Source organism: Corallibacter vietnamensis (assembly GCF_039537875.1).
GTDB classification, from domain to species: Bacteria; Bacteroidota; Bacteroidia; order Flavobacteriales; family Flavobacteriaceae; genus Corallibacter; species Corallibacter vietnamensis.
Genome location: NZ_BAABBI010000001.1, coordinates 360,117 through 381,955 on the forward strand (window position 1 = coordinate 360,117; position 21,839 = coordinate 381,955).

The following is a 21,839-nucleotide window of genomic DNA, read 5'->3' on the forward strand; positions in this document are numbered from 1 at the left end:
ATTATTTATAATAATTTTACAGCATGCTTCGCGAAATGTTTTCAAACGAATTATTTACCGTGCTCATTATTATTGGGCTTGTTTGTATTGGTATTGCCAAGGCTACAAACGGCAAACGATTTCATGACTTTACGCAAGTTGTTTGGAACTCAAAATATCTTAAAATATATTCTAAAGATCAAAAGTTTATTGATGGTTTTGATGCTCTATTGTTTACAAACCTTGTTATTTCTTTATCAATTTTTCTTTTCCTTTGTGTAAAAAGCTTTTATGCAATCAGCGACTACAACAACACGCTTGTTATCAAAGTTTTAGTTGGCACTGCTTCATTTTTTCTTATAAAAATATTACTAGAACGACTAATAGGCAGCCTATTTGAAATTGATAATTTTGTTGATAATTTTCTTTTTCAAAAAATAAGCTACATAAACTTTTTAGGACTTGTTTTAACACCTATAAACGCGCTAATGCTATACACATTAGAGTCTCACAACATTGCTATATACATTGCATTTTTTTTATTGCTATTGGTTTTATGTATTGGGCTAATAACCTCATTTAAAATGCACCAAAACATAATAAAAAAGAACTTGTTTTATTTTATTTTGTATCTTTGCGCACTTGAAATCACACCTTATATTATTTTATATAAGTTTCTTATAGAATAATTAAGACTCTAAAAGACAAAACCATATGAAAGTGAAAACAATTTTAGTATCTCAACCAGAACCTAAAATAGAAAATTCGCCTTATTTTGATCTTCAGGAAAAGCAAAAAGTAAAAATTGATTTCAGACCATTTATTCATGTTGAAGGTGTAGATGCTAAAGAAATTAGATTACAAAAAGTTGATTTAAAAAATTATACAGCCATTATCTTAACTAGTAGAAATGCTGTTGATCACTTTTTTAGAGTAGCTGAAGAAATGCGTTTTAAAGTTCCTGACACCATGAAATATTTCTGTCAGTCTGAAGCTGTTGCTTATTACCTTCAAAAATATGTTGTTTATAGAAAACGTAAAATATATGTTGGTAAGCGTACTTTTTCTGATTTATCTCCACTAATCAAAAAATACAAAGGCGAGAAGTTTTTATTACCAACTACAGACAAATTAAAGCCTGAAGTTCCTGAAACTTTAAACGCTTTAAATGTAGAATGGAAAGAAGCTATTTTTTACAAAACTGTAATTAGTGACTTATCAGATTTGGCAAATGTTTATTATGACATTTTAGTGTTTTTTAGCCCTTCTGGAATTGAATCATTATTTCACAATTTCCCAGATTTTAAACAAAATGACACACGTATTGCTGTTTTTGGTAACACAACAATCAAAGCTGTTGAAGAACGCGGATTAAGAGTTGACATTGCAGCTCCAACACCTGAAACACCATCTATGACAATGGCTCTTGAAAAGTATATAAAAGATACTAATAAGAAGAAATAACTTATTTTCCTTCAAAATATAAAAAAAAGCACAACTTAAATGTTGTGCTTTTTTTATTGAATTAGTTTAGTTTGAATTGTAATATTACTTAACTATAAGCTTTTTTGTTTCTGTACTTGTACTAGACGAAACTCTTGTAATATAAACACCAGATTGTAGTGATGAAATATTTAAGCTATTTTCTCCAAATGTTAAAGGTTTTGACAACACTTTACGTCCAGTAATGTTGTAAATTTCAATAGTAGCCGTTGCTAAAGTTACATTTACATTAAGAGTATTTTTTGCTGGGTTTGGATATAATGAAAACATGGTGTTTTCAGACTGTAGCATACTTAATGTATTACATTCAGATTCGTTTGCAACAAAATTACTATTACCGTCTTTCTCCCAAACAGCTACATTAGTTAAATAAGCTGCATTTGGATCATCAACAAAAACACATTCTAAATTACTATTAAAGGTTCCTATAAATGACGTTACATTTACATTATTACCATTACGTAAATCTAAACTTGTCATTCCATTATCTCTAACATTTATTTCAGTTAAAGCACCATTGCTAGAAAGGTCTAAACTTGTAAGTTGATTTTGTCTAACATTAATAGTTTCTAATCCTAAATTTGCAGAAACATCAAAACTACTCAAGTCGTTATCCTTTACGTTAACATCAACCAAGGTTGTTAAACCTGTAATGTTTATACTTGTTATATTATTACACTCTTCAGTATTTAAATCTGCTAATAATACATTACTTGTTAAATCTAAAGTTGTTAAGTTTAAAGAGTATGAAACGTTTAGTTTTGTTAAGTTTACATTTCCAGATAGATCTAATGTAGAGATATCTGAATCACTTAAATTTAAATCGTTAAGAGCTAAATTTGAAGTTAAATCAATTGTTGTAAATGTGTTTCCTGAAGACTTCAACGCCGTTAAATTAACAAAAGCCTCAATACCTGTCATATCTGCAATTCCTAATCCAGATAAATCTATAAAAGATGTTCTAGCAGCAGCATCTGCGGTTAAGATTTGACCATTTACAGTAGCATCAGAATCTATACCTAAATTTACTAATTCCTGTTCAAAATTAGCATCTGGTATAGATGTTACTTGAGCAAACATAAGTGTTTGAAACGCAATAAATATTGCAATAAAATAAGTAGTTTTTTTCATAATAAGCGTGATTAAAGTTATAAGCATATAAAGTTACCTCATAATAGTTATGCATACAAAAAAAGCAAATGCATTACACCTAATTTTATTGTATTTCAGCTATTTATGTCCTTTTTATAAAAACAAAAAAGCGACTCTAATGAGCCGCTTTTGTAAGAAAATTAGTTTACTTTTTATTTAAAAGGCGTATCGTTGCGGACCGCCTCTTCTTATTTCTTCATTAGCGTAACTTTCAAATTTCTTAAAGTTTTCTCTAAAAGCATTTGAAAGTTTAAATGCTGCAGTGTAATAAGCCTCGTCATCTTTCCAAGTTGATCTTGGGCTTAAAACTTCTGTTGGTACACCAGGACAAGATCTAGGTTGTGCCACACCAAATACAGAATGAATATGATAATCATCATATGAATACAAACCTAAATCACCGTTAAGTACAGCATTTATCATAGCACGTGTATACTTCAATTTCATTCGGGTACCAACACCATAAGGACCACCTGTCCAACCTGTATTAACCAACCAAACATTCACACCTGCTTCTTTCATTTTTTTGCTTAACATCTCTGCATATTTAGTAGGATGTAATGGCATAAATGGTGCTCCAAAACAAGCTGAAAAAGAAGGCTGTGGTTCTTTTACTCCAGCTTCAGTACCAGCAACTTTTGCAGTATATCCAGAAATAAAGTGATAAGCAGCTTGGCTTGGTGTAAGCTTTGAAATAGGAGGCAATACACCAAAAGCATCAGCTGTTAAAAAGAATACGTTTTTAGGATTTTTTCCTATTGATGGTTGCTGAATATTATTGATATGATAAATTGGATAACTAACACGCGTATTTTGAGTAATAGATGTGTCTTCAAAATTCACATCTCCATTATCATTAAGAATTACGTTTTCTAATATAGCTCCTGGCTTTATCGCATTATAAATGTCAGGTTCGTTCTCTTTAGATAAGTTAATTACTTTAGCATAACATCCGCCTTCAAAGTTAAAAACGGTGTTTTCGTTTGTCCAGCCATGCTCATCATCTCCAATTAATTTACGGTTAGGGTCTGCAGACAACGTTGTTTTTCCTGTTCCTGATAATCCAAAAAAGATAGCTGTATCTCCAGACTCACCTACATTGGCACTACAGTGCATTGGCAATGTATTTTTAAATACTGGCAAAATAAAGTTAAGTGCAGAAAAGATTCCTTTTTTAATTTCACCTGTGTAACCAGTACCTCCAATAAGCGCTATTTTTCTAGTAAAATCTAATATAGCAAAATTGTGTTGACGTGTTCCATCTACTTCAGGATCTGCCATAAAACCTGGAGCATTTACAATTGTCCACTCTGGTGTAAAGTTTTTTAACTCATCTTCAGATGGGCGCAAAAACATATTATGCGCAAACATGTTACTCCAAGGATACTCATTGATAACACGTATATTCAATTTATAATTTTCATCTGCACATGCATAGCTGTCTCTTACAAAAACTTCTTTTTCTGATAAGTAATCAGTTACTTTACTGTATAGTTTTTCAAAGGCATCCGAATCAAACGGAATATTAATATCTCCCCACCAAACGCGATCTTTAGTAACATCGTCTTTTACTATAAATCTGTCTTTTGGAGAGCGTCCAGTAAATTCTCCTGTATTAACTGCTAGTGCTCCAGAAGATGCTTCAACTCCTTGTTTTTTTTCAATAGCAATTTGATGAAGTTTTTCTGAAGATAGTTGATAGTTTACTTTAGCATTCTTAATTCCGTATTGTTCTAACGAAATCGATTTCGCTGCTTGGGTATGATCGACCATAATTTCTTTATGTTGTTTATAGTGCAAAATTATAATATTATTTTAAAGTACACACTAAAAACGTTATTTATCAGCAGGCAGTTTTAAAAAGCTTATTAACAAAACACACCAAGAAGCTATTAATAATGAACCTCCTACAGGCGTTATAAACGCTATTGTTTTAAAATCAAAACTAAATAAGTTATTGGTTGCTAACCCATAGATTGAGCCTGAAAAAAACGCAACTCCTAAGATTACTAAATACAGCATACTTTTTTTTGCTTTTGGCGTCATTAGCGTTGTACCTCCTACAAACAGTAATAACAATGCATGATACATTTGGTATTTCACACCTGTTTCAAAGGTTTTTTGAGCATCAACAGAAATAAGTTTCTCTAGGCCATGCGCTGCAAAAGCGCCTAAAATGATGCTTAAAATTCCTAAAACAGCTCCTGTTATTAGTATTTTTTTATTCATATCAAATAATGTATTGCGTTTTTTAATACACTTTCTATTTAGTAAATTCGTGCTTACAAATTTACTCAACAAATCCCATTATGCGAAAAATATTAGTTATTGGTTCAGGAAAATCTGCATCATACCTTATAAAATATTTACTAGATCACTCTGAAAAAGAAAACCTATTAATAATTGTTGGCGACATTAATTTTAGTCATGCTAAAAAGTTAACAAACAATCATCAGAATGCTCAAGCTATCATGCTTGATGTTTTTGACAAACAATCGCGCGAAAGCGCTATACAAAACGCTGATATTGTAGTTAGTATGCTTCCTGCGAGATTTCATATAGAAGTTGCTAAAGACTGTATTACATTTAATAAAAATATGGTGACGGCTTCTTATGTTAGCGATGAAATGCACGCTTTAGATAAAGCAGCAAAAGATAAAGGGCTTGTATTTATGAACGAAATAGGCGTTGATCCAGGTATTGACCATATGAGTGCCATGAAAGTTATTGACAAGATTCGTGCGAAAGGCGGTAAAATGCTACTATTTGAATCATTTACAGGTGGGCTTGTAGCGCCTGAAAGCGATAACAACTTATGGAATTATAAGTTTACTTGGAACCCGAGAAATGTGGTTGTAGCTGGACAAGGTGGTGCAGCAAAATTCTTACAAGAAGGCACCTATAAATATATTCCTTACAACAGACTATTTAGACGTACCGAGTTTCTTGATGTAGAAGGTTATGGACGTTTTGAAGCTTATGCCAATAGAGACTCGTTAAAATACCAAAGTGTTTACGGGCTTGAAAACATTAAAACACTATATCGAGGCACTATGCGCCGTGTTGGTTTTAGCCGTGCTTGGAATATGTTTGTGCAACTAGGTATGACAGATGACAGCTATACTATTGAAGATAGCGAAAATATGAGCTACCGTGATTTTGTAAATAGCTTTTTACCTTACAGTCCTACTGATTCTGTTGAACTCAAGTTTAGATACCAACTAAAAATAGATCAAGATGATATTATTTGGGACAAATTAATAGAGTTAGATTTATTTAGCTCTAAAAAAATGGTTGAGCTTAAACAAGCAACACCAGCTCAAATACTTCAAAAAATATTAATGGATAGTTGGGCACTTGCAGAAGACGACAAGGATATGATTGTTATGTACCATAAGTTTGGTTATGAATTAGACGGAAAAAAACATCAAATAGACTCAACTATGGTAACTATTGGTGAAGATGACACCTATACTGCCATGTCTAAAACAGTAGGTTTACCTGTTGCTATAGCTACATTAGCTGTGCTAAATAAAACCATAACAACTCCTGGTGTACAAATACCTATTACAAAAGAAGTTTATGGTCCTATATTGGAAGAGCTAGAAAAGTATGACATTACCTTTAAGGAACATGATGTTCCTTATTTAGGCTATAACCAACTGCATGTATAATCATTAAGTTGCTTATACATATTATATCTTTAATTACATGCTTAATGTAAAAGCTACTCATTTATTAGCCTAACGTATGAAACTTATAAGCCAAAACATACAAATTGACGGTATTGATAAAAAGATACTACGTGCTTTAATGGAAGACGCTAGAACCCCTATTCTAGAAATAGCAAGACAGGTTGGCATCTCTGGCGCTGCTATTCATCAACGGTTAAGAAAGTTAGAAAAGTCTGGGTTGCTAGCAGGTTCTAAATTTGTTATCAACCCAAAGACTTTAGGCTATACCACTATGGCTTTTATAGGTATTTACCTAGATAAAGCTATGAGCAATCCTGAAGCTGTAAAACAATTACAAAAAATACCAGAAGTTTTGGAGTGCCATTATACTACGGGAAATTGGAGTGTTTTTATTAAGATACTGTGTCGTGATAACGAGCATTTAATGCAGGTATTAAATAAGGACATACAATCTATAAGTGGTGTTTCTAGAACCGAAACATTTATTTCATTACAACAACAAATAGATAGACAGATTAAGATATAGGTATTCGTGATTTGTTACGAATGTCACCTAATGATTTATATGAATATAACCCAAAGTTAAGTCGGTACAAAGTCGGCATATACTTGGTATACATCTAAAGGACATTGTATTAAAATCTTGCTTTACTCCATAAAAAAACCCTTTCAACAGTATTGAAAGGGTTTTATATTTTGGTTTAAATTTTTAGTCTCTTCCTCCAAACACTTGTAATGCCCAATATAGCAACGACGCCAAGGCTCCTATTGCTGCTACAAGATAGGTTCTGGCAGCCCATTTTAGTGCATCTTCAGAGCCTTTATACTCTTCAGGGGTTACCATGTTTTTTGCTTTTAACCATGCTAGTGCTCTATTACTGGCATCGTATTCTACAGGTAGTGTAATGAAGCTAAATAAGGTTGCAAAGCCCATAAATAGTAATCCTGCAACAGCTACCCAATATCCTAATCCTACTCCAGCAGCTGCTCCTAATACTAAACCACCTATTACTAACCATTGTGACATACCAGATGTAGCACTTACAATAGGTACTAATGCTGAACGCATGCCTAGAGCGCTATAAGCTTGTGCATGCTGTACGGCATGACCACACTCGTGTGCGGCAACTGCGGCAGCGGCAGCGTTTGCTTGATTATAAACTGGCTCACTTAAGTTTACAGTTTTGTTTTTAGGGTTGTAATGGTCTGTTAATTGACCTGAAACCGAAATAACTTCGACATCATAAATGCCATTGTCTGCCAACATCTTTTCAGCAATCTCACGTCCTGTCATGCCATTACGTAATCTTACTTTAGAGTATTTAGCAAATTTTTGTTTTAATTGATTACTTACTAACCAACTTACTAGAGCTATGGCTCCTATTAATATATAATATCCTATCATTGTTTCTTCTTTAGTTATGTAAATTTAAAGATATATTGCAAAAAATAAGCCAAATTTACGTTAAGAAATTTTGTCAGTTTACTGTTTTATTAGGTGTGCTTTTTGTACTACCAAGATTGGGTATGAGAGAACTTGAGTTGCCTGCTCATCATTAGATTCAGATTCTCTTTGCTTTGTTTTACTTGCAAATGTAATTTCGAAATCCATGCTGTTTTTGTAAAAACGCTCTGTGGTAGTAAGTATGTTGCCTTGAACTTCGAACATGGCGTATAGCGTGTGATCTATAAGCTGCGCATCTAATAAAATGCCGTTGTTTTCATCTACAATATAGTGCCCTTTTTCTTTGTCTTGCTCTATAAGGTTGTAATGACGTTCTTGGCGGTCGCCATTCATAATATAAACCAGCATATATTGGTATTTACCCGAAGTATCTGTTGGGTTTAAATGAAACTCCATTTGTATGGTCTGCTTTATGTTTTGGTTAGTGATATGCAGGTCGCCTTTGTAAACTCCGTAAAAATCTTGAGGGAATTGTAGCGAATCATTTTGTGAAAGGGCTGAAAAAGACAAACATAAAACTAATAGCGTAACAAGGTATTTCATATTGTTGGTTTTAAGAGTTAAAGATAATGAACTTGATGTGTTTATTTTTTAAGGCATAAAAAAAACACTCAAACTGTCAAAAATGATTTATGACAGCATGAGTGCTTTAAGTATTACAGTAAGGATATACGGTGTTTATCCTACAATGTTTACAATTTTACCTGGCACTACAATGACTTTTTTAGGTGTGCGCCCTTGTAGTTGTTCTTGTGTTTTCTCGTGAGCCATTACTGTTTTTTCGATATCGTCTTTTGACATATCTAGAGGCAACTCTAACGTGAAACGCATTTTACCATTAAAAGAAATTGGGTAGTTTTTACTACTTTCTACCAAGTGTTTCTCTTCAAATTTAGGGAATGGTGCCGTGGCTATACTTTGTGTATTTCCTAATTGGCTCCATAGCTCCTCGGTAATATGTGGTGCATAAGGCGATAGCAATACTAATAACGGCTCTAACACAGCTTTGCTTGTACATTTTTGTGTAGTAAGCTCGTTTACGGCAATCATGAAGGTAGATACCGATGTATTGAACGAGAAGTTCTCTATATCTTCCTCAACCTTTTTTATGGTTTTATGCAAGGTTTTTAGGTTGTCTTTTGTTGGTTCAACATCTGGCAACCCAATTCCTCTTTTGACTGCTTTAAACGCAGAGTAAACACCATCTTTTTTGGGGTCATGAAGATAAAAATTAGGATCATTTTTTAAATTAACATCTTCTCCTTGATGATATAACTTCCAAAGTTTTTTAAGGAACCCATGAACTCCTGTAATACCAGCAGTATTCCAAGGTTTTGCTTGCTCTAATGGCCCAAGAAACATTTCGTAAAGACGTAAACTGTCTGCGCCATATTGCTCGCAAATGTTATCAGGGTTTACGACATTAAACCATCGTTTAGACATTTTTTCAACCTCTCTCCCTACAATGTATTTTCCGTCTTCTAATTCAAATTCAGCATCAGCAAATTGAGGCTGCCATTGTTTTAACTTTTCTATATCAATTTCATCTGATGCATTAACCATATTAACATCAACACGCAGTTCTTCAACTTCATAATCATTTTTTAATCCACTTGAAACATACTTATTGGTCCCAGCTACTCTATAAACTATAGCACTTGTACCAAGTATCATTCCTTGGTTAATGAGTTTTTTGAACGGCTCATCAACACCTACAAAGTTTCTATCTTTTAAAAACTTGGTCCAAAAACGCGCATACAATAAGTGTCCTGTGGCGTGCTCGCTACCACCAATGTATAAATCTACGTTTTCCCAATATTGAAGTGCCTCTTCGCTAGCAAATGTGTTACCGCGATTGGCTTGTTCTTCCATATAACGGAAAAAGTACCAAGAGCTTCCTGCCCAACCTGGCATGGTGTTAAGCTCTAGTGGGAATACAGTTTTATCATCAATTTTATCATTGCTTACCACTTGGTTTGACTGTGTATCCCAAGCCCAAACATCAGCGCGGCCTAATGGCGGTTCACCGCTTTCTGTTGGCAAATATTTTTCTACGTCTGGTAAGGTAATAGGCAAGTGTTTTTGCTCAATCATTTGTGGCATACCATTTACGTAATATACTGGGAATGGCTCGCCCCAATAACGCTGACGACTAAATACAGCATCACGTAAGCGATAGTTGGTTTTTCCTTCGCCTTGCCCAATTTGTTCAAGCTCAAAAATGGCGCGCTTGGTTGCTTTTTTATAGTTCATTCCGTTAAGGAAATCGCTATTGGTAATGATGGTATTATCTTTATCAGCAAAGGCTTCTTGGCTAATATCTACACCTTCAAAAATATTAGGGATATCAATATTGAAATGTTTTGCAAAATCATAATCACGCTGGTCACCACAAGGCACTGCCATTACAGCGCCAGTACCATAGCCAGCCAATACGTAATCGCCAATCCAGATAGGAATAGGCTCTTTTGTAAACGGATGTTCGGCATAAGCTCCAGTAAATACACCTGAAATGGTTTTTACATCAGCCATACGGTCACGCTCGCTACGCTTTGCTGTTGCCTGAATGTAGGCATCTATATCAGCCTTTTGCTCTGGTGTTGTTATTTTGGTTACTAGCTCATGCTCTGGCGCCAATGTCATAAAACTTACACCAAAAATGGTATCAGGTCTTGTTGTGAAAACCTCGATAGTTTCATCGTGGTTTTTAACATTGAAAGTCACACTTGCTCCAACCGACTTTCCTATCCAGTTACGCTGGCTTTCTTTTAGAGAGTCTGTCCAATCTATAGTATCTAACCCTTGAAGTAATCGTTCTGCATAGGCAGAAATACGCATACTCCATTGGGTCATTTTTTTTCTAATTACAGGATGTCCGCCACGCTCTGACACGCCATTGACGATTTCATCATTTGCTAAAACCGTACCTAAAGCTGGGCACCAGTTAACTTCGGTTTCTGCTAGGTATGTTAATCTGTATTGTAATAATATTTCTTGTTGCTTTTCAGAAGAAAAGTTGTTCCATTCATCAGCAGTGAAGCTTATGACATTGTCATCACACACGGCATTGATGTTGGTGTTTCCTTCAGAAGAAAATTTAGCAATCAAGGTATCTATATGTTCAGCCTTGTTGGTATTGTTGTTGTACCAAGACTCAAAAAGCTGAATAAAAATCCATTGTGTCCATTTGTAATACTCTGGATTACTTGTGCGTACTTCTCTGCTCCAATCAAAAGAAAAGCCAATTTTATCTAATTGCTTTCTGTAGGTAGCAATGTTGGTTTCTGTAGTAATTGCTGGATGCTGCCCTGTTTGAATAGCATATTGTTCTGCCGGCAACCCAAAACTATCATAGCCTTGCGGATGTAGTACATTAAATCCTTTATGACGCTTGTAACGTGCATAAATATCTGAAGCAATATATCCTAATGGATGCCCAACATGAAGTCCAGCACCTGATGGATACGGAAACATGTCTAACACATAATATTTAGGTTTGTCGCTCGTATTCTCTGCTTTAAACGTTTGGTTTTCTGCCCAATATTTTTGCCACTTGGCTTCGATTTCGTTGAAATTGTATGTCATCCGAATGAGTTTCTGCGTTTTTTTGAAAGCGCAAATTTACGGTTATTATAACAATGTTGAAAGTTTCAACGTTATAAACCTTAAGGGAATAAATATCTTTTATATTTTTACAACATTAACTAATTCGTTTTATGAGTTCATCGTTTGAAAAGTATCAAAAACGCCGATTGATATCTTCGTATTTTTCTGTCGTATTAAGTATCGCTTTAGTATTGTTTTTACTAGGCGTTTTAGGCCTTTTGGTATTAAATGCTAAAAAGGTATCCGATCATTTTAAAGAGCAAGTTGTTGTGACAATTTACCTAAAAGATTCAGCAAAAGAGGTTGAGACCAAGCAGCTAGAAAAAAGTCTTGCTATGGCAGATTATGTAAAATCTACCGAATATGTCTCAAAAGAGCAAGCCGCAGAATCTATGAAAGCCGAAAACGGTGAAGATTTTATGGACTTTTTAGGGTTTAACCCATTACTAAACTCTATTGATGTGCATGTAAAAGCTGATTTTGTTACCGCAGAACAGTTAGAGAAAATAGCAGAAGAAGCTAATAGTAAAAGCTTTGTTGATGAAGTACGCTATGATAACGACTTGGTAACTCTTATGAATAACAATGTAAAGAAAATTAGTTTTTGGATATTGGTTTTAAGCGGTTTGTTTACCGTGATTGCTGTGCTACTAATAAACAGCTCGATAAGGCTATCTGTTTACTCAAAACGATTTACTATAAAAACCATGCAAATGGTTGGTGCTACTAAACAGTTTATAAGACGTCCTTTTGTATGGAAAAGTGTAAGACTAGGAATTATAGGCGCTATTGTAGCTCTAGGTGGTATGGCTGTAGTTTTATATTATATAAATAAAACTTTTCCAGAACTTAATTTATTACAAAACCCTGTACTAATAGGCTTATTGTTTGCCGGTATCTTTTTGCTAGGTATTGTTATTACTTGGATAAGCACATTTATTGCTACCCAACGTTTCTTGAATTTGAAAACCGACCAACTGTATTACTAGTATGAAAAAAGGTCTTATTATAATAAGTACTCTGGTTATAATTGGCTTTTTAGGCTTTAAGCTTTTAGGTTCGCTTGTAATAAACAATACAGAAAAGTCATCTTGCGTTACAGAAACAAGAACAATAACTAAAATAGAAGAAGCTACATCATACGACATTACTTTTGAGACTACTAGCGGACAACGCTACTATATAAATCGTGGATTAGAACGCGGATTAAATTTAGATTCTCTTAACGCAAAAGTTTTAAATAAAACTGTTACTTTGCACTTACCTAAACTTTGGACAGGAGTATCAAGCCATATTTCGCAATTAGCCATAGGCGATACTATAATATTTACAGAGTTTAAGAACAATAACATCACTGAAGACTAAAAATAAGATTATGGGAGAACAGAAAAGAAAAGAAGACTCAAAAGACACCTTTATCTTCGGAAAGAAAAACTATAAGTTTATGCTTATAGGTTTAGCTTGTATTGCTTTAGGTTTTATTTTGATGTCTGGTGGCGGCAGTGATGACCCTAATGTTTTTAATCCAGAGATTTTTAGTTGGAGACGCATACGATTAGCTCCTACATTAGTTTTACTAGGTTTTGGGTTTCAGGTGTATGCTATTTTATTAGACCCTGATAAGCCATCAAAAAGCTAATTTAATCATTAATTACTTCAGAAAACTTTAGTGTTATCTCGTCTAAATATTTACTGCTATTTTTCATAGCATCATCAATGTTTTTAGCATAATTTATAACCGCATCAGCATAAGACACACCAAGTGTTTTTAACGCTGGTTCTGACAAATCTACACTACCACAAAAGGCCGCTGTTTTAATTTGATGCTTTTGAGCGATGTTTAAAACACCTTGAATGGTTTTTCCTGATAAGGTTTGCTGATCTAGTTTACCTTCGCCGGTTATAATCCAATCGGCATTTTTTACTTTTGTATTAAACTTTGCAAGTTCTAAAACAAGTTGTATTCCTGATTGTAAATTACCTCCTAAAAACACCACAGAACCAACACCCATTCCGCCTGCTGCTCCGGCCCCAGAAATTGATTGACTATCTATATTAAAATGATTATCTATATGTTTAGAAAAATGTTTTAAACCTTTGTCTAATACAAGAACATCTTTGGGCGAAGCTCCCTTTTGCGGTGCATACACATATGCAGCACCATTTTCTCCGTGCAACGGATTGGATACATCACAAGCTATTTTGAAAGCTACATGCTTTAGTTCAGGCAGTACGTTTGTGTCATCAATCTTATTAATCAGAGCTAAATTTTTTCCTATAGGCTTTACTACGTTATTATCTTTATCTAAAAACCGATAACCAAGCGCTGTTGCCATACCAATACCACAGTCGTTAGTAGCGCTACCACCAATACCCAGTATAATTTCTTTAGCACCTTTTTTTATTGCATCTAATATTAATTGCCCAGTACCTAAAGTTGTACTGTGTAAACAATCAAAATCTTCTTTTTCTAAAAGTTTTACGCCAGAGGCTTCAGCCATTTCAATAAAAGCGATTTTTTGCTGTTCGGTATACAAATAAGTAGCCTGTATCGTTTTGAAGAAAGGATTACTAACATTGACCTTTACCGGTTCTCCTTCCAAATAAAAGTTTATGACATCAATGGTACCATCGCCGCCATCAGCGAGAGGTAATTTTATAACCTCAACATTTTTAATGCTTTGTTCAAGTCTTTTTTGAACAACCTCACAAAACTGTAAACCTGTTAATGAATTTTTGAACTTATCTGGTGCTAGAATAATTTTCATGGTTTGATATTTAACCTAAAAGTACAGGTAAAAAGTAACTAACAACTAAAATAAGTACAAAGAACGCCAGTAAGATATAAACCTCTTTTATGAAAAAGTCTGACTTTTTAATTTTGAAATCTGTATTAACTTTTTTAGCCGGTATATTTTTAGTTAACGCGCTAACTACATAGGCAACAATCAAAGCAATAATTACGCCTGTAAAATTAAGCCAGATCCAGAATACATGAAATCCTAAATCTATATGAAAGATTTCTTGCATTGTTTTAGAGAAAATAAGATTGATAAGCACTGCTAATGTAATACCTGCATTCATACCAATATGATTTATTTTCTTGGAAAAAAACGCTAATAAAAACGTTACTAAAACTGGTCCATAAAATACCGACCCAACAGCATTTATTATTTCTATTACCGCGCTTTTGCTACCACCAAATAAAAACGAACAAGCAATACAAACAACACCCCAAAAGACAACGGACGCTTTAGAAATCATCATATACTTTGATTCGCTTAACTTTACGTTACCTCTGTTAAAAAAGTCTTCAACAGTTACCGCAGACAGTGAGTTTACAGTAGAACTTAAAGATGACATTGCAGCTGATAAAATTCCTACCATTAAAACGCCTATTAAACCGTGAGGCAAATATTTTATAATAAACACAGGAATCATTAAATCTGCTTTAACACCATTGTTTGCATAGCTTTCAGGAAAAAATGTTTGTGTTGAACGAGCTATTTCTTGTAAGAAATCTGGAGCTATGGTAACCAAACCACCTATAATAAGCCCCATAATACAATATGTTAAAACCACAGGAAACCTTAATAGACCATTGGCTAGTAAAAGTTTTCTGATAGTTCCTTCATTTTTTGAAGAGAGTAAACGTTGCGCTTGTGTTTGATCGCACCCATAATAAGACGCATACAAAAAGAAGCCTCCAACAATCATAGGTAATAAACCGTACTCATTACCTTCGCCTATACCCATATTTAAGTCTATAACCTGAAGTCTTTCAGAATTAAATCCATTTGTCAAGCCACCGTGATCTTGTAGTAAATCCCATCCGTAAAAAAGGCAAATAACAAGCCCTAAAAACAAGATAATCATTTGAATAGCATCTCCCCAAACTACAGCTTTCATACCACCTTGCCATGAGTAGATTATAGTAATTACACTTATGATTAAAATGGTGTACACATAATCAATATTTAAAACTGCTTGTAAAATTATTGCAATTGTGTACACCATTACGCCAGTTCCTAACGCGCGACTTATTTGAAAAACAACACTTAAAATTAATCGCGTTGAAACACTGAAACGCTTTTCTACAAATTCATAAACACTAACTACACCAGATCTGAATAGTGGTGGTATAACCACAATCATGATAAAAATCATTGCCAATGGAACAGCAAACTCAAACGTAAGCCATTTTAATCCACCTCCTAATTTAAGTCCGACAAAGGCTGGTGCAGATATAAAACTAATAGCTGATAATTGGGTAGCCATAGTTGAAAGGCTTAAAGGAAACCATCCTAGCTTTTTTCCTCCTAAAAAGTAATCGCTAGAGTTTTTGTTTTCTTTAAAGAAAAATCCCATTGCAAGGAAAAACACTATATAGCCTAATACAATACTATAGTCTAACCAATTCATATATTTAGTTCTCTTTTTTTAATAAATCAATTAATAAAGCGGCACTCCAAGAAAAATTATTACCGCCATAACCACCGCTTCCACTTTCATGAATTTCTTTTCTAGCGTCAAAATACTCATAAAATCCATTTTTAGTAATTAACTCAATGGTTTCATTTTTAACTCGAGTTGCTAATTCATTATAACCGTAAGATTTAAGCCCATGAAAAACAATCCAGTTTAAGTTAATCCAAACAGGCCCTCTCCAATATTTTTTAGGGTTGAATTTATCGCTGTTAGGATCAAAAGACGCACATAAATAAAACTCTTCTTTACCAAACACAGTCATTAAGTTATCTATAATCTCTTTGGCTCTGTCAGCATCTGGCACACTAGCAAACAAAGGGCTAAAAGAAGATGAAGACACATGTCTTAAAGGTCTGTCATTACGTAAATCATAATGAATATAAGCTTTTAACTCTTTGTCATAGAGCTTATCATTAAATGATTTTTTACTTAACGTATTCCATGCTTTTAATGTATTTATTTTTTCTGTTTCACCTCCAATTATTTCATACAAGTTTATCAACGCCTGATTAGACTTGATAAGCATTGCATTAAAAAGCGGATCTTGAATTAAAAATGGAGAAAGCTCTGTTATTTTAGCATCGTCATAGTTGTGAGCTTTTGCTATTTCTATAAGATGCAAATAATAGTTATATTCCTGGTTTGATGGTCTTTGAGATGCATCTACATGAGAGGTGTCTCTTCTTTCAAACTCATAAGTAGGAATATCTGTCATAGTTTCCCATACTTCATCCCACATAGGAGAGTTGTCTGTACCAGACTCCCAATTATGGTATATATAAACCAATCCTTCATTTTTTGGATCTCTGTGTTCATATAAATGTTTGTGGCAATTAAATACCTGATCAATATGGTTTTTAACAAATGCTAAAACCTCATCTTTGTTTTTATGTATGTGATACATTTCTTCCAAAACAAAACCTAGAACTGGCGGTTGTGTTAAACCAGTTGTTTTATGGTCTTTTGGCGCATAAGGGCTTAATTCAGATTTATGAAATTCAGCTCCTGGAAAATATGAATCACTTTCGTTATGAAACACAATATGAGGAATAAAACCATTGCTCCATTGCGCATCTAAAAGGGTTTTTACTTCGCTTTTTGCTTTTTCAAAGTCATAATGACTAAAACCTATAGCTATAAAACCTGAATCCCAATTCCATTGAAAAGGATATAAACCGTCACAAGGAATAGAAAACCCTTTAGGCTGAAAATTACCGTTTAAAACTTGTTTTGCTGAATCTAATAAATTATCTATCATAAATAAGTAAGTTATAATTTTGAATGCAATGGCATAACTTTATAGCAGTGCCATTGCATGTCAATAAACTAAATCAAAAAATTAAAAATTGAATGTTGCGCTAAAAAACACACGCGTAGGTAAAACAGGACGACCTACAAAATATTCTTCTTCGGTTTGGTTGTTTCCTAATCTTGGAGAACCTTCTGTAATCCCTTCAGAGTTTAATAGGTTAAATACTTGAGCTCCTAATCTCAATGTTTCAGAATCTTCTCCTATTGGGAATGTGTATCCTAAATTAAAATTTACCAATCCGTAACCATCAAGCTTTATTGTGTTTGTATCGTTAGAATACTTATCACCCGTATAGTTGTAAGTTAAGATGCCATCAAATTTATTGTTATCGTATCCTAAATTGAATGTTGATAAGAATTTAGGTTGTCTTCTCAACTCATTACCCTCTATTGTTGGGTCACTTTCAGATTTTGTGATTTCGTGATCTTGATATGTCACAGAACCCCCAAAATTGAAGTTTTTAACAAATCTCCAGTTCCAAGTAGCTTCAGCACCCATAGTACTTGTATCTTGAGTATCTACATCTTCAGTAGTTCCTCCATTTGCTGTATTTACAAAAGTAATAGAGCGTCTGTCTTTTAATCCAACAGCATAAAGTGCCAGTGTTCCTGAAAATTTAGGTGTTCCATATTTTAGTCCTAATTCACCTTGTAATATTTTTTCAGTATCATAAGATGACGGATTTCCGTTAGCATCAAATTTTGTCCCTCTTAATTCAGGGAAGAAATATCCTCTAGAGAAGTTACCATAAACACTTAAGTTTTCATTTACCTTATATAACCCGGCAAGTGCTACGGCAAAATCATCAGCAGAAACGTGACCTCTAGTGTAGCTTCCATTCCCCCAAACAACATTATCTAAATTAGCAATCCCTGTATTATCAACAGAATACGTATCAGTACCTTCAACTTCAATATCACCAGATGCTCTTTCGTAACGAACACCTATATCAAAGTTCCAACGATCTAGTTTAATTTCATCTGTTAAAAACACAGCTACTTTATTGCTAGAAATATTTCTATTTGTATAGCTAACACCTCTATTTGTTATTCCGTTTACGGTATAACCAGAGACGTTTACTAATCTTGGCGTATTGTTATATTCACTTAAATAGCTTGTAATTACATTAAAATCACCAGCACTTGATCTTGATAAAAAGGACCCAAAAGTTACATTGTGCACGCCAACTTTTTTAGTGAATTTGATATCGGCCATAAGTTCTTCTAATGGTCTATCTCTATCTAATATTCTATTTTCATAAAGTAGAGCATTAGCAGCTAATGGTTGCCCGTTAAGGTATGTAAAGTTACCAGTAGTTAAATTTCTTGCTGCTAAATATTCTTGTTGATTTTCTACAACTTTGGCTCCAGAAACACCACTACCGTCTAAAAACAAATTAAATTGATGTTGATATCTTGAGTAACGAAGCTTGGCATCCATTTTAAAAGTCTCACTAAAATCGTGTTTGAAATTAGTTAAGAAATATCCACCTTTAGTTAAAACACCATCTTCAATAGGTGAATTATACATACCATCAGGCGTCATGTAAGATAAGTTTGCAGCATCAGCAGTTTGCAGTGTATAAATTGTTTGACCATCATTTCCTTTAGGACGTTCTCTTGAGCCTCCTTCTAGAGGGAAAGGCAAGTAAAACTGAACGTTATCATCTATGTATTGTCCAGAAAATGTTATTGATCCTTTTTTTGTTAAGTGTTTAATATTACCACGTAATTGAAAACCTTCAGTTGCTAAACCTGTTTTAATTGGTCCTTCGTCATATCTATAAAATCCTGATAAAGCGTAAAACGTGTTAGAATCTTCTCCATCTAAAGGTCCGCTAGTTACAAAATCTGCTTTGTATCTAGAGTTTGAAGCCACTTCTGTTCTAATAGTACTTTTTGTTACTGGAGATCCTGTAACACTTGTATAGTTTATAATACCTGCAACAGATCCTACACCATATAAAATTGAAGAACCACCACGCACAAACTCCATACTCTTCATTCCTAAATCATTTCTAAAATACACATCATGAGCAGAAGAGTTTAACCCGAATGTACTCAACACAGGCATTCCATCAATTTGTAATGGGTTAAATTGATATTGACCACCAGACGGCAATCCTCTAACAAAAATATTTGATGCTACTTCACCACCACCACCTTCTACAGTGATACCAGGCACGCTTCTTAATACATCAGCTTGGCTACTTGTATTTAATTTTGCTAATTGTTTAGAGTTTATTGATGTAATAGACAAAGGTGTTTCTTTTTGCGATCTTGTAGTTGATGTCGCTGTTAATAAAACTTCGTCAAGCGTATTACCACCTTCAGCTAAAACTGCATTAATCTCTACTAGTGTTCCCTGTAAGTTAACCGACTGTTCATAGGCTTCATAACCAATAAAAGAAACTTGTAGTACTTGTTCTCCTTCTAGATTTGTAGTAAAGCTAAAATTACCATCAAAATCTGTCGTTGTGCCAGAAGCACTTCCTTTAATAAGTACATTGGCTCCGGTAACTGGCACTCCAGCTTCGTCAATAATTGTTCCCTTAATTTCTGTTTGCGAAAAACTCATATAAAAGCAAAACACAGACATAATAGTGAGTAGTAGTTTTTTCATAAATATTAATATTTTGTTATTATTGGAATAAATTTATTAACAATAATGTAATTTTGAGTCATTAATTTTATCAAAAAGTTAAGCAAACGTTTGCGAAAACGTTTGCGGTGTTTTTTTAAATATTTTAGAAATCAAGCACATGTCAAAGAAAAAAGTAACAACATTAAAAGAAATTGCTAGTCAGTTAAATTTATCAATTTCAACGGTATCAAGAGCCATTAATGATCATCCAGACATAAGTGAGAGTACAAAAATTAATGTAAGAAAATTAGCAGATCACCTAAACTATACGCCTAATATTTTTGCAAAAGGATTTAGACAACATAAAACAAACATTATTGGTGTTATTGTACCTACAATAACTCATTATTTTACTTCAACCATCATAAAAGGAATTCTAGAAGAAGCAGAACTGAAAGGTTATCGGGTTATTGTTTCAGAATCTAATAATGATGTAAATAGACAAACAGAAATGATGCATACCATGATACAATTTGGCGTAGATGGTATTTTAATGTCGCTTTCTAAAATGACAAAAAATGTAGATGCTATTTTACAAACCGTAGATAGAATACCTTGTGTTTTGTTTGATAAGGTATCTAGCAAAATACCTTGCTCACAAATTGTTATAAATGAAGAAGAAGCATCTTTTAACGCCATAGAACACTTAATTAATATTGGCAAAAAACGTATCGCGATTATAAAAGAATCTGAATTTTCATATAATTCTGAAAAGAGATATGCTGGCTACTTAAGAGCTTTAAAAGAACACAACATTCCTGTAGACGATAAAATTATTTTAAGCTGTAATGATATCAGCATGAAAGAAGGCAAACAAATGGCAAGCATTTTATTAAGTATGAAAGAACGGCCTGATGCCATTTTTGCAATTACTGATGGCGCGGCTATTGGCGTGATAAAAACACTCAAAAAGTTTAATATAAAAATCCCTGAAGACATAGCAGTTATAGGGTTTAGCAACTCTATACACTCAACAATTATAGACCCTCAACTTACCACTGTAGATCAACCTGGAAGCCGCATAGGAACAACCGCGGTAAAATATCTTATAGAAGAAATAGAGAACACAAACGATACATTAACAAGTAAAACTATTGAAATAAAGACCAACTTAATTATAAGAGAATCTACTTTTAAGGTGTAATAAAATGATGTAATTTATTTTAAATTGGTACATCTATTTTGATACATTTGCTCTATGAATATAATAGACGCTATCATTCTGGGAATTATTCAAGGGCTTACAGAGTTTTTACCTGTATCATCAAGTGGTCATTTAGAATTAGGTAAAGCTATTCTTGGGGACAACTCTATACCTGAAGAAAGCTTAATGTTTACCGTTGTACTTCATTTTGCTACAGCATTAAGTACAATTGTTATTTTTAGAAAAGATATCTGGAGCATTCTAAAAGGTATTTTAACCTTTACATGGAATGAAGATTTACAATTTGCGTTAAAAATTGCCATTTCTATGATTCCTGCTGTTTTGGTAGGTTTACTTTTTGAAGAACAGTTAGAACAATTATTTGACGGAAACATATTACTTGTTGGCTGTATGCTTATTATCACTGCCGCATTACTTTTCTTGGCTGACAAAGCAAAAGACACCAACAAAAAAGTAAGTTTTGGTAACGCTTTTATTATAGGTATCTCTCAAGCCATAGCTATGTTGCCTGGTATTTCAAGATCTGGTGCTACAATTTCAACTTCTGTTTTACTTGGTAATGACAAATCTAAAGCAGCTAGGTTTTCTTTTTTAATGGTTGTACCATTAATTTTTGGTAAAATAGCTAAAGACATTTTAGGTGGTGATTTAACTTACAACAGCGGTAACTTTACACCTATTATAATTGGTTTTATAGCAGCTTTTATCTCTGGCATGATTGCCTGTACTTGGATGATTTCTTTAGTAAGAAAAAGTAAATTATCGTATTTCTCAATTTATTGTGGCATTGTAGGTATTATTGCCATTGTATTCTCTTTAATGAACTAATTT

At 33.6% G+C, this 21,839-nt stretch carries 19 protein-coding genes; 9 read left to right on the top strand and 10 right to left on the bottom strand.

The window, feature by feature from the left end:
• The first annotated feature begins 23 nt into the window (after positions 1-23).
• Positions 24-668 carry a DUF4271 domain-containing protein gene (locus ABD690_RS01710; RefSeq protein ID WP_344726402.1) on the top strand — a complete coding sequence of 215 codons (645 nt, stop codon included), beginning with the start codon at positions 24-26 and terminating at the stop codon, positions 666-668.
• A 25-nt stretch (positions 669-693) separates the two neighbouring features.
• Positions 694-1,443 carry a uroporphyrinogen-III synthase gene (locus ABD690_RS01715; RefSeq protein ID WP_344726404.1) on the top strand — a complete coding sequence of 250 codons (750 nt, stop codon included), beginning with the start codon at positions 694-696 and terminating at the stop codon, positions 1,441-1,443.
• Between the two features lie 84 nt (positions 1,444-1,527).
• On the opposite strand, the gene ABD690_RS01720 is transcribed toward ABD690_RS01715, so the two are convergent.
• From ABD690_RS01720 to ABD690_RS01730, 3 genes are all read right to left on the bottom strand, one after another.
• Entirely contained in the window at positions 1,528-2,613 is a 1,086-nt protein-coding gene (locus ABD690_RS01720; protein WP_344726406.1) for a T9SS type A sorting domain-containing protein, read from the bottom strand.
• Positions 2,614-2,790: 177 nt separating this feature from the next.
• Positions 2,791-4,407, bottom strand: a complete 1,617-nt coding sequence (pckA, locus tag ABD690_RS01725) for a phosphoenolpyruvate carboxykinase (ATP) (protein WP_344726408.1) — start codon at positions 4,405-4,407, stop codon at positions 2,791-2,793.
• Between the two features lie 63 nt (positions 4,408-4,470).
• Positions 4,471-4,863: a DUF423 domain-containing protein gene (locus tag ABD690_RS01730; RefSeq protein ID WP_344726410.1), complete on the bottom strand. Its 393-nt coding sequence runs from the start codon at positions 4,861-4,863 to the stop codon at positions 4,471-4,473.
• An 80-nt stretch (positions 4,864-4,943) separates the two neighbouring features.
• Here ABD690_RS01730 and ABD690_RS01735 point away from each other — a divergent pair, with 80 nt between their 5' ends.
• The gene (locus tag ABD690_RS01735; RefSeq protein ID WP_344726412.1) at positions 4,944-6,308 is read left to right on the top strand and encodes a saccharopine dehydrogenase family protein; all 1,365 of its coding nucleotides are present in this window, start codon (positions 4,944-4,946) and stop codon (positions 6,306-6,308) included.
• Between the two features lie 76 nt (positions 6,309-6,384).
• Entirely contained in the window at positions 6,385-6,855 is a 471-nt protein-coding gene (locus ABD690_RS01740; protein ID WP_344726414.1) for an Lrp/AsnC ligand binding domain-containing protein, read from the top strand.
• A 183-nt stretch (positions 6,856-7,038) separates the two neighbouring features.
• Here the strand turns inward: ABD690_RS01740 and ABD690_RS01745 are convergent, their stop codons facing one another.
• From ABD690_RS01745 to leuS, 3 genes are all read right to left on the bottom strand, one after another.
• Positions 7,039-7,734, bottom strand: a complete 696-nt coding sequence (locus ABD690_RS01745; protein ID WP_344726416.1) for a zinc metallopeptidase — start codon at positions 7,732-7,734, stop codon at positions 7,039-7,041.
• A 78-nt stretch (positions 7,735-7,812) separates the two neighbouring features.
• Positions 7,813-8,337 carry a hypothetical protein gene (locus ABD690_RS01750; protein WP_344726418.1) on the bottom strand — a complete coding sequence of 175 codons (525 nt, stop codon included), beginning with the start codon at positions 8,335-8,337 and terminating at the stop codon, positions 7,813-7,815.
• Between the two features lie 135 nt (positions 8,338-8,472).
• Complete coding sequence (gene leuS / locus ABD690_RS01755) at positions 8,473-11,379, bottom strand: leucine--tRNA ligase (protein WP_344726420.1); 2,907 nt, start codon at positions 11,377-11,379, stop codon at positions 8,473-8,475.
• 131 nt (positions 11,380-11,510) lie between these two features.
• Between leuS and ABD690_RS01760 the strand changes: the two genes are divergently transcribed.
• The 3 genes from ABD690_RS01760 to ABD690_RS01770 are packed head-to-tail and all read left to right on the top strand — an operon-like array spanning position 11,511 to position 13,039.
• Positions 11,511-12,389: a cell division protein FtsX gene (locus ABD690_RS01760; protein WP_344726422.1), complete on the top strand. Its 879-nt coding sequence runs from the start codon at positions 11,511-11,513 to the stop codon at positions 12,387-12,389.
• A gap of 1 nt (position 12,390) precedes the next feature.
• Positions 12,391-12,765, top strand: coding sequence for a hypothetical protein (locus tag ABD690_RS01765; protein WP_344726424.1), 375 nt, complete (start codon positions 12,391-12,393; stop codon positions 12,763-12,765).
• A 10-nt stretch (positions 12,766-12,775) separates the two neighbouring features.
• Entirely contained in the window at positions 12,776-13,039 is a 264-nt protein-coding gene (locus ABD690_RS01770) for a DUF3098 domain-containing protein (protein WP_344726426.1), read from the top strand.
• Position 13,040: 1 nt separating this feature from the next.
• On the opposite strand, the gene ABD690_RS01775 is transcribed toward ABD690_RS01770, so the two are convergent.
• The 4 genes from ABD690_RS01775 to ABD690_RS01790 all read right to left on the bottom strand — a co-directional run bounded on the left by ABD690_RS01775 (position 13,041) and on the right by ABD690_RS01790 (position 19,822).
• Positions 13,041-14,168: a glycerate kinase gene (locus tag ABD690_RS01775; RefSeq protein ID WP_344726428.1), complete on the bottom strand. Its 1,128-nt coding sequence runs from the start codon at positions 14,166-14,168 to the stop codon at positions 13,041-13,043.
• A gap of 10 nt (positions 14,169-14,178) precedes the next feature.
• The gene (locus ABD690_RS01780; protein ID WP_344726430.1) at positions 14,179-15,822 is read right to left on the bottom strand and encodes a sodium:solute symporter family transporter; all 1,644 of its coding nucleotides are present in this window, start codon (positions 15,820-15,822) and stop codon (positions 14,179-14,181) included.
• A 4-nt stretch (positions 15,823-15,826) separates the two neighbouring features.
• A complete protein-coding gene (locus ABD690_RS01785; RefSeq protein ID WP_344726432.1) occupies positions 15,827-17,146 on the bottom strand; it encodes an MGH1-like glycoside hydrolase domain-containing protein in 1,320 nt (439 codons plus the stop codon).
• A gap of 81 nt (positions 17,147-17,227) precedes the next feature.
• Complete coding sequence (locus ABD690_RS01790; protein ID WP_344726434.1) at positions 17,228-19,822, bottom strand: TonB-dependent receptor; 2,595 nt, start codon at positions 19,820-19,822, stop codon at positions 17,228-17,230.
• Positions 19,823-19,961: 139 nt separating this feature from the next.
• Between ABD690_RS01790 and ABD690_RS01795 the strand changes: the two genes are divergently transcribed.
• Together ABD690_RS01795 and ABD690_RS01800 are read left to right on the top strand one after the other, a co-directional pair.
• Positions 19,962-20,987, top strand: a complete 1,026-nt coding sequence (locus ABD690_RS01795) for a LacI family DNA-binding transcriptional regulator (RefSeq protein WP_344726436.1) — start codon at positions 19,962-19,964, stop codon at positions 20,985-20,987.
• Between the two features lie 54 nt (positions 20,988-21,041).
• Positions 21,042-21,836 carry an undecaprenyl-diphosphate phosphatase gene (locus ABD690_RS01800; protein ID WP_344726438.1) on the top strand — a complete coding sequence of 265 codons (795 nt, stop codon included), beginning with the start codon at positions 21,042-21,044 and terminating at the stop codon, positions 21,834-21,836.
• The last annotated feature ends 3 nt before the right edge of the window (positions 21,837-21,839 follow it).

What these genes read in the sequence shown, in the direction of transcription:
- ABD690_RS01710 (WP_344726402.1), top strand. Translation starts at nt 24, where the DNA reads ATGCTTCGCGAAATGTTTTCAAACGAATTATTTACCGTGCTCATTATT.
- ABD690_RS01715 (WP_344726404.1), top strand. Translation starts at nt 694, where the DNA reads ATGAAAGTGAAAACAATTTTAGTATCTCAACCAGAACCTAAAATAGAA.
- ABD690_RS01720 (WP_344726406.1), bottom strand. Translation starts at nt 2,613, where the DNA reads ATGAAAAAAACTACTTATTTTATTGCAATATTTATTGCGTTTCAAACA.
- pckA (WP_344726408.1), bottom strand. Translation starts at nt 4,407, where the DNA reads ATGGTCGATCATACCCAAGCAGCGAAATCGATTTCGTTAGAACAATAC.
- ABD690_RS01730 (WP_344726410.1), bottom strand. Translation starts at nt 4,863, where the DNA reads ATGAATAAAAAAATACTAATAACAGGAGCTGTTTTAGGAATTTTAAGC.
- ABD690_RS01735 (WP_344726412.1), top strand. Translation starts at nt 4,944, where the DNA reads ATGCGAAAAATATTAGTTATTGGTTCAGGAAAATCTGCATCATACCTT.
- ABD690_RS01740 (WP_344726414.1), top strand. Translation starts at nt 6,385, where the DNA reads ATGAAACTTATAAGCCAAAACATACAAATTGACGGTATTGATAAAAAG.
- ABD690_RS01745 (WP_344726416.1), bottom strand. Translation starts at nt 7,734, where the DNA reads ATGATAGGATATTATATATTAATAGGAGCCATAGCTCTAGTAAGTTGG.
- ABD690_RS01750 (WP_344726418.1), bottom strand. Translation starts at nt 8,337, where the DNA reads ATGAAATACCTTGTTACGCTATTAGTTTTATGTTTGTCTTTTTCAGCC.
- leuS (WP_344726420.1), bottom strand. Translation starts at nt 11,379, where the DNA reads ATGACATACAATTTCAACGAAATCGAAGCCAAGTGGCAAAAATATTGG.
- ABD690_RS01760 (WP_344726422.1), top strand. Translation starts at nt 11,511, where the DNA reads ATGAGTTCATCGTTTGAAAAGTATCAAAAACGCCGATTGATATCTTCG.
- ABD690_RS01765 (WP_344726424.1), top strand. Translation starts at nt 12,391, where the DNA reads ATGAAAAAAGGTCTTATTATAATAAGTACTCTGGTTATAATTGGCTTT.
- ABD690_RS01770 (WP_344726426.1), top strand. Translation starts at nt 12,776, where the DNA reads ATGGGAGAACAGAAAAGAAAAGAAGACTCAAAAGACACCTTTATCTTC.
- ABD690_RS01775 (WP_344726428.1), bottom strand. Translation starts at nt 14,168, where the DNA reads ATGAAAATTATTCTAGCACCAGATAAGTTCAAAAATTCATTAACAGGT.
- ABD690_RS01780 (WP_344726430.1), bottom strand. Translation starts at nt 15,822, where the DNA reads ATGAATTGGTTAGACTATAGTATTGTATTAGGCTATATAGTGTTTTTC.
- ABD690_RS01785 (WP_344726432.1), bottom strand. Translation starts at nt 17,146, where the DNA reads ATGATAGATAATTTATTAGATTCAGCAAAACAAGTTTTAAACGGTAAT.
- ABD690_RS01790 (WP_344726434.1), bottom strand. Translation starts at nt 19,822, where the DNA reads ATGAAAAAACTACTACTCACTATTATGTCTGTGTTTTGCTTTTATATG.
- ABD690_RS01795 (WP_344726436.1), top strand. Translation starts at nt 19,962, where the DNA reads ATGTCAAAGAAAAAAGTAACAACATTAAAAGAAATTGCTAGTCAGTTA.
- ABD690_RS01800 (WP_344726438.1), top strand. Translation starts at nt 21,042, where the DNA reads ATGAATATAATAGACGCTATCATTCTGGGAATTATTCAAGGGCTTACA.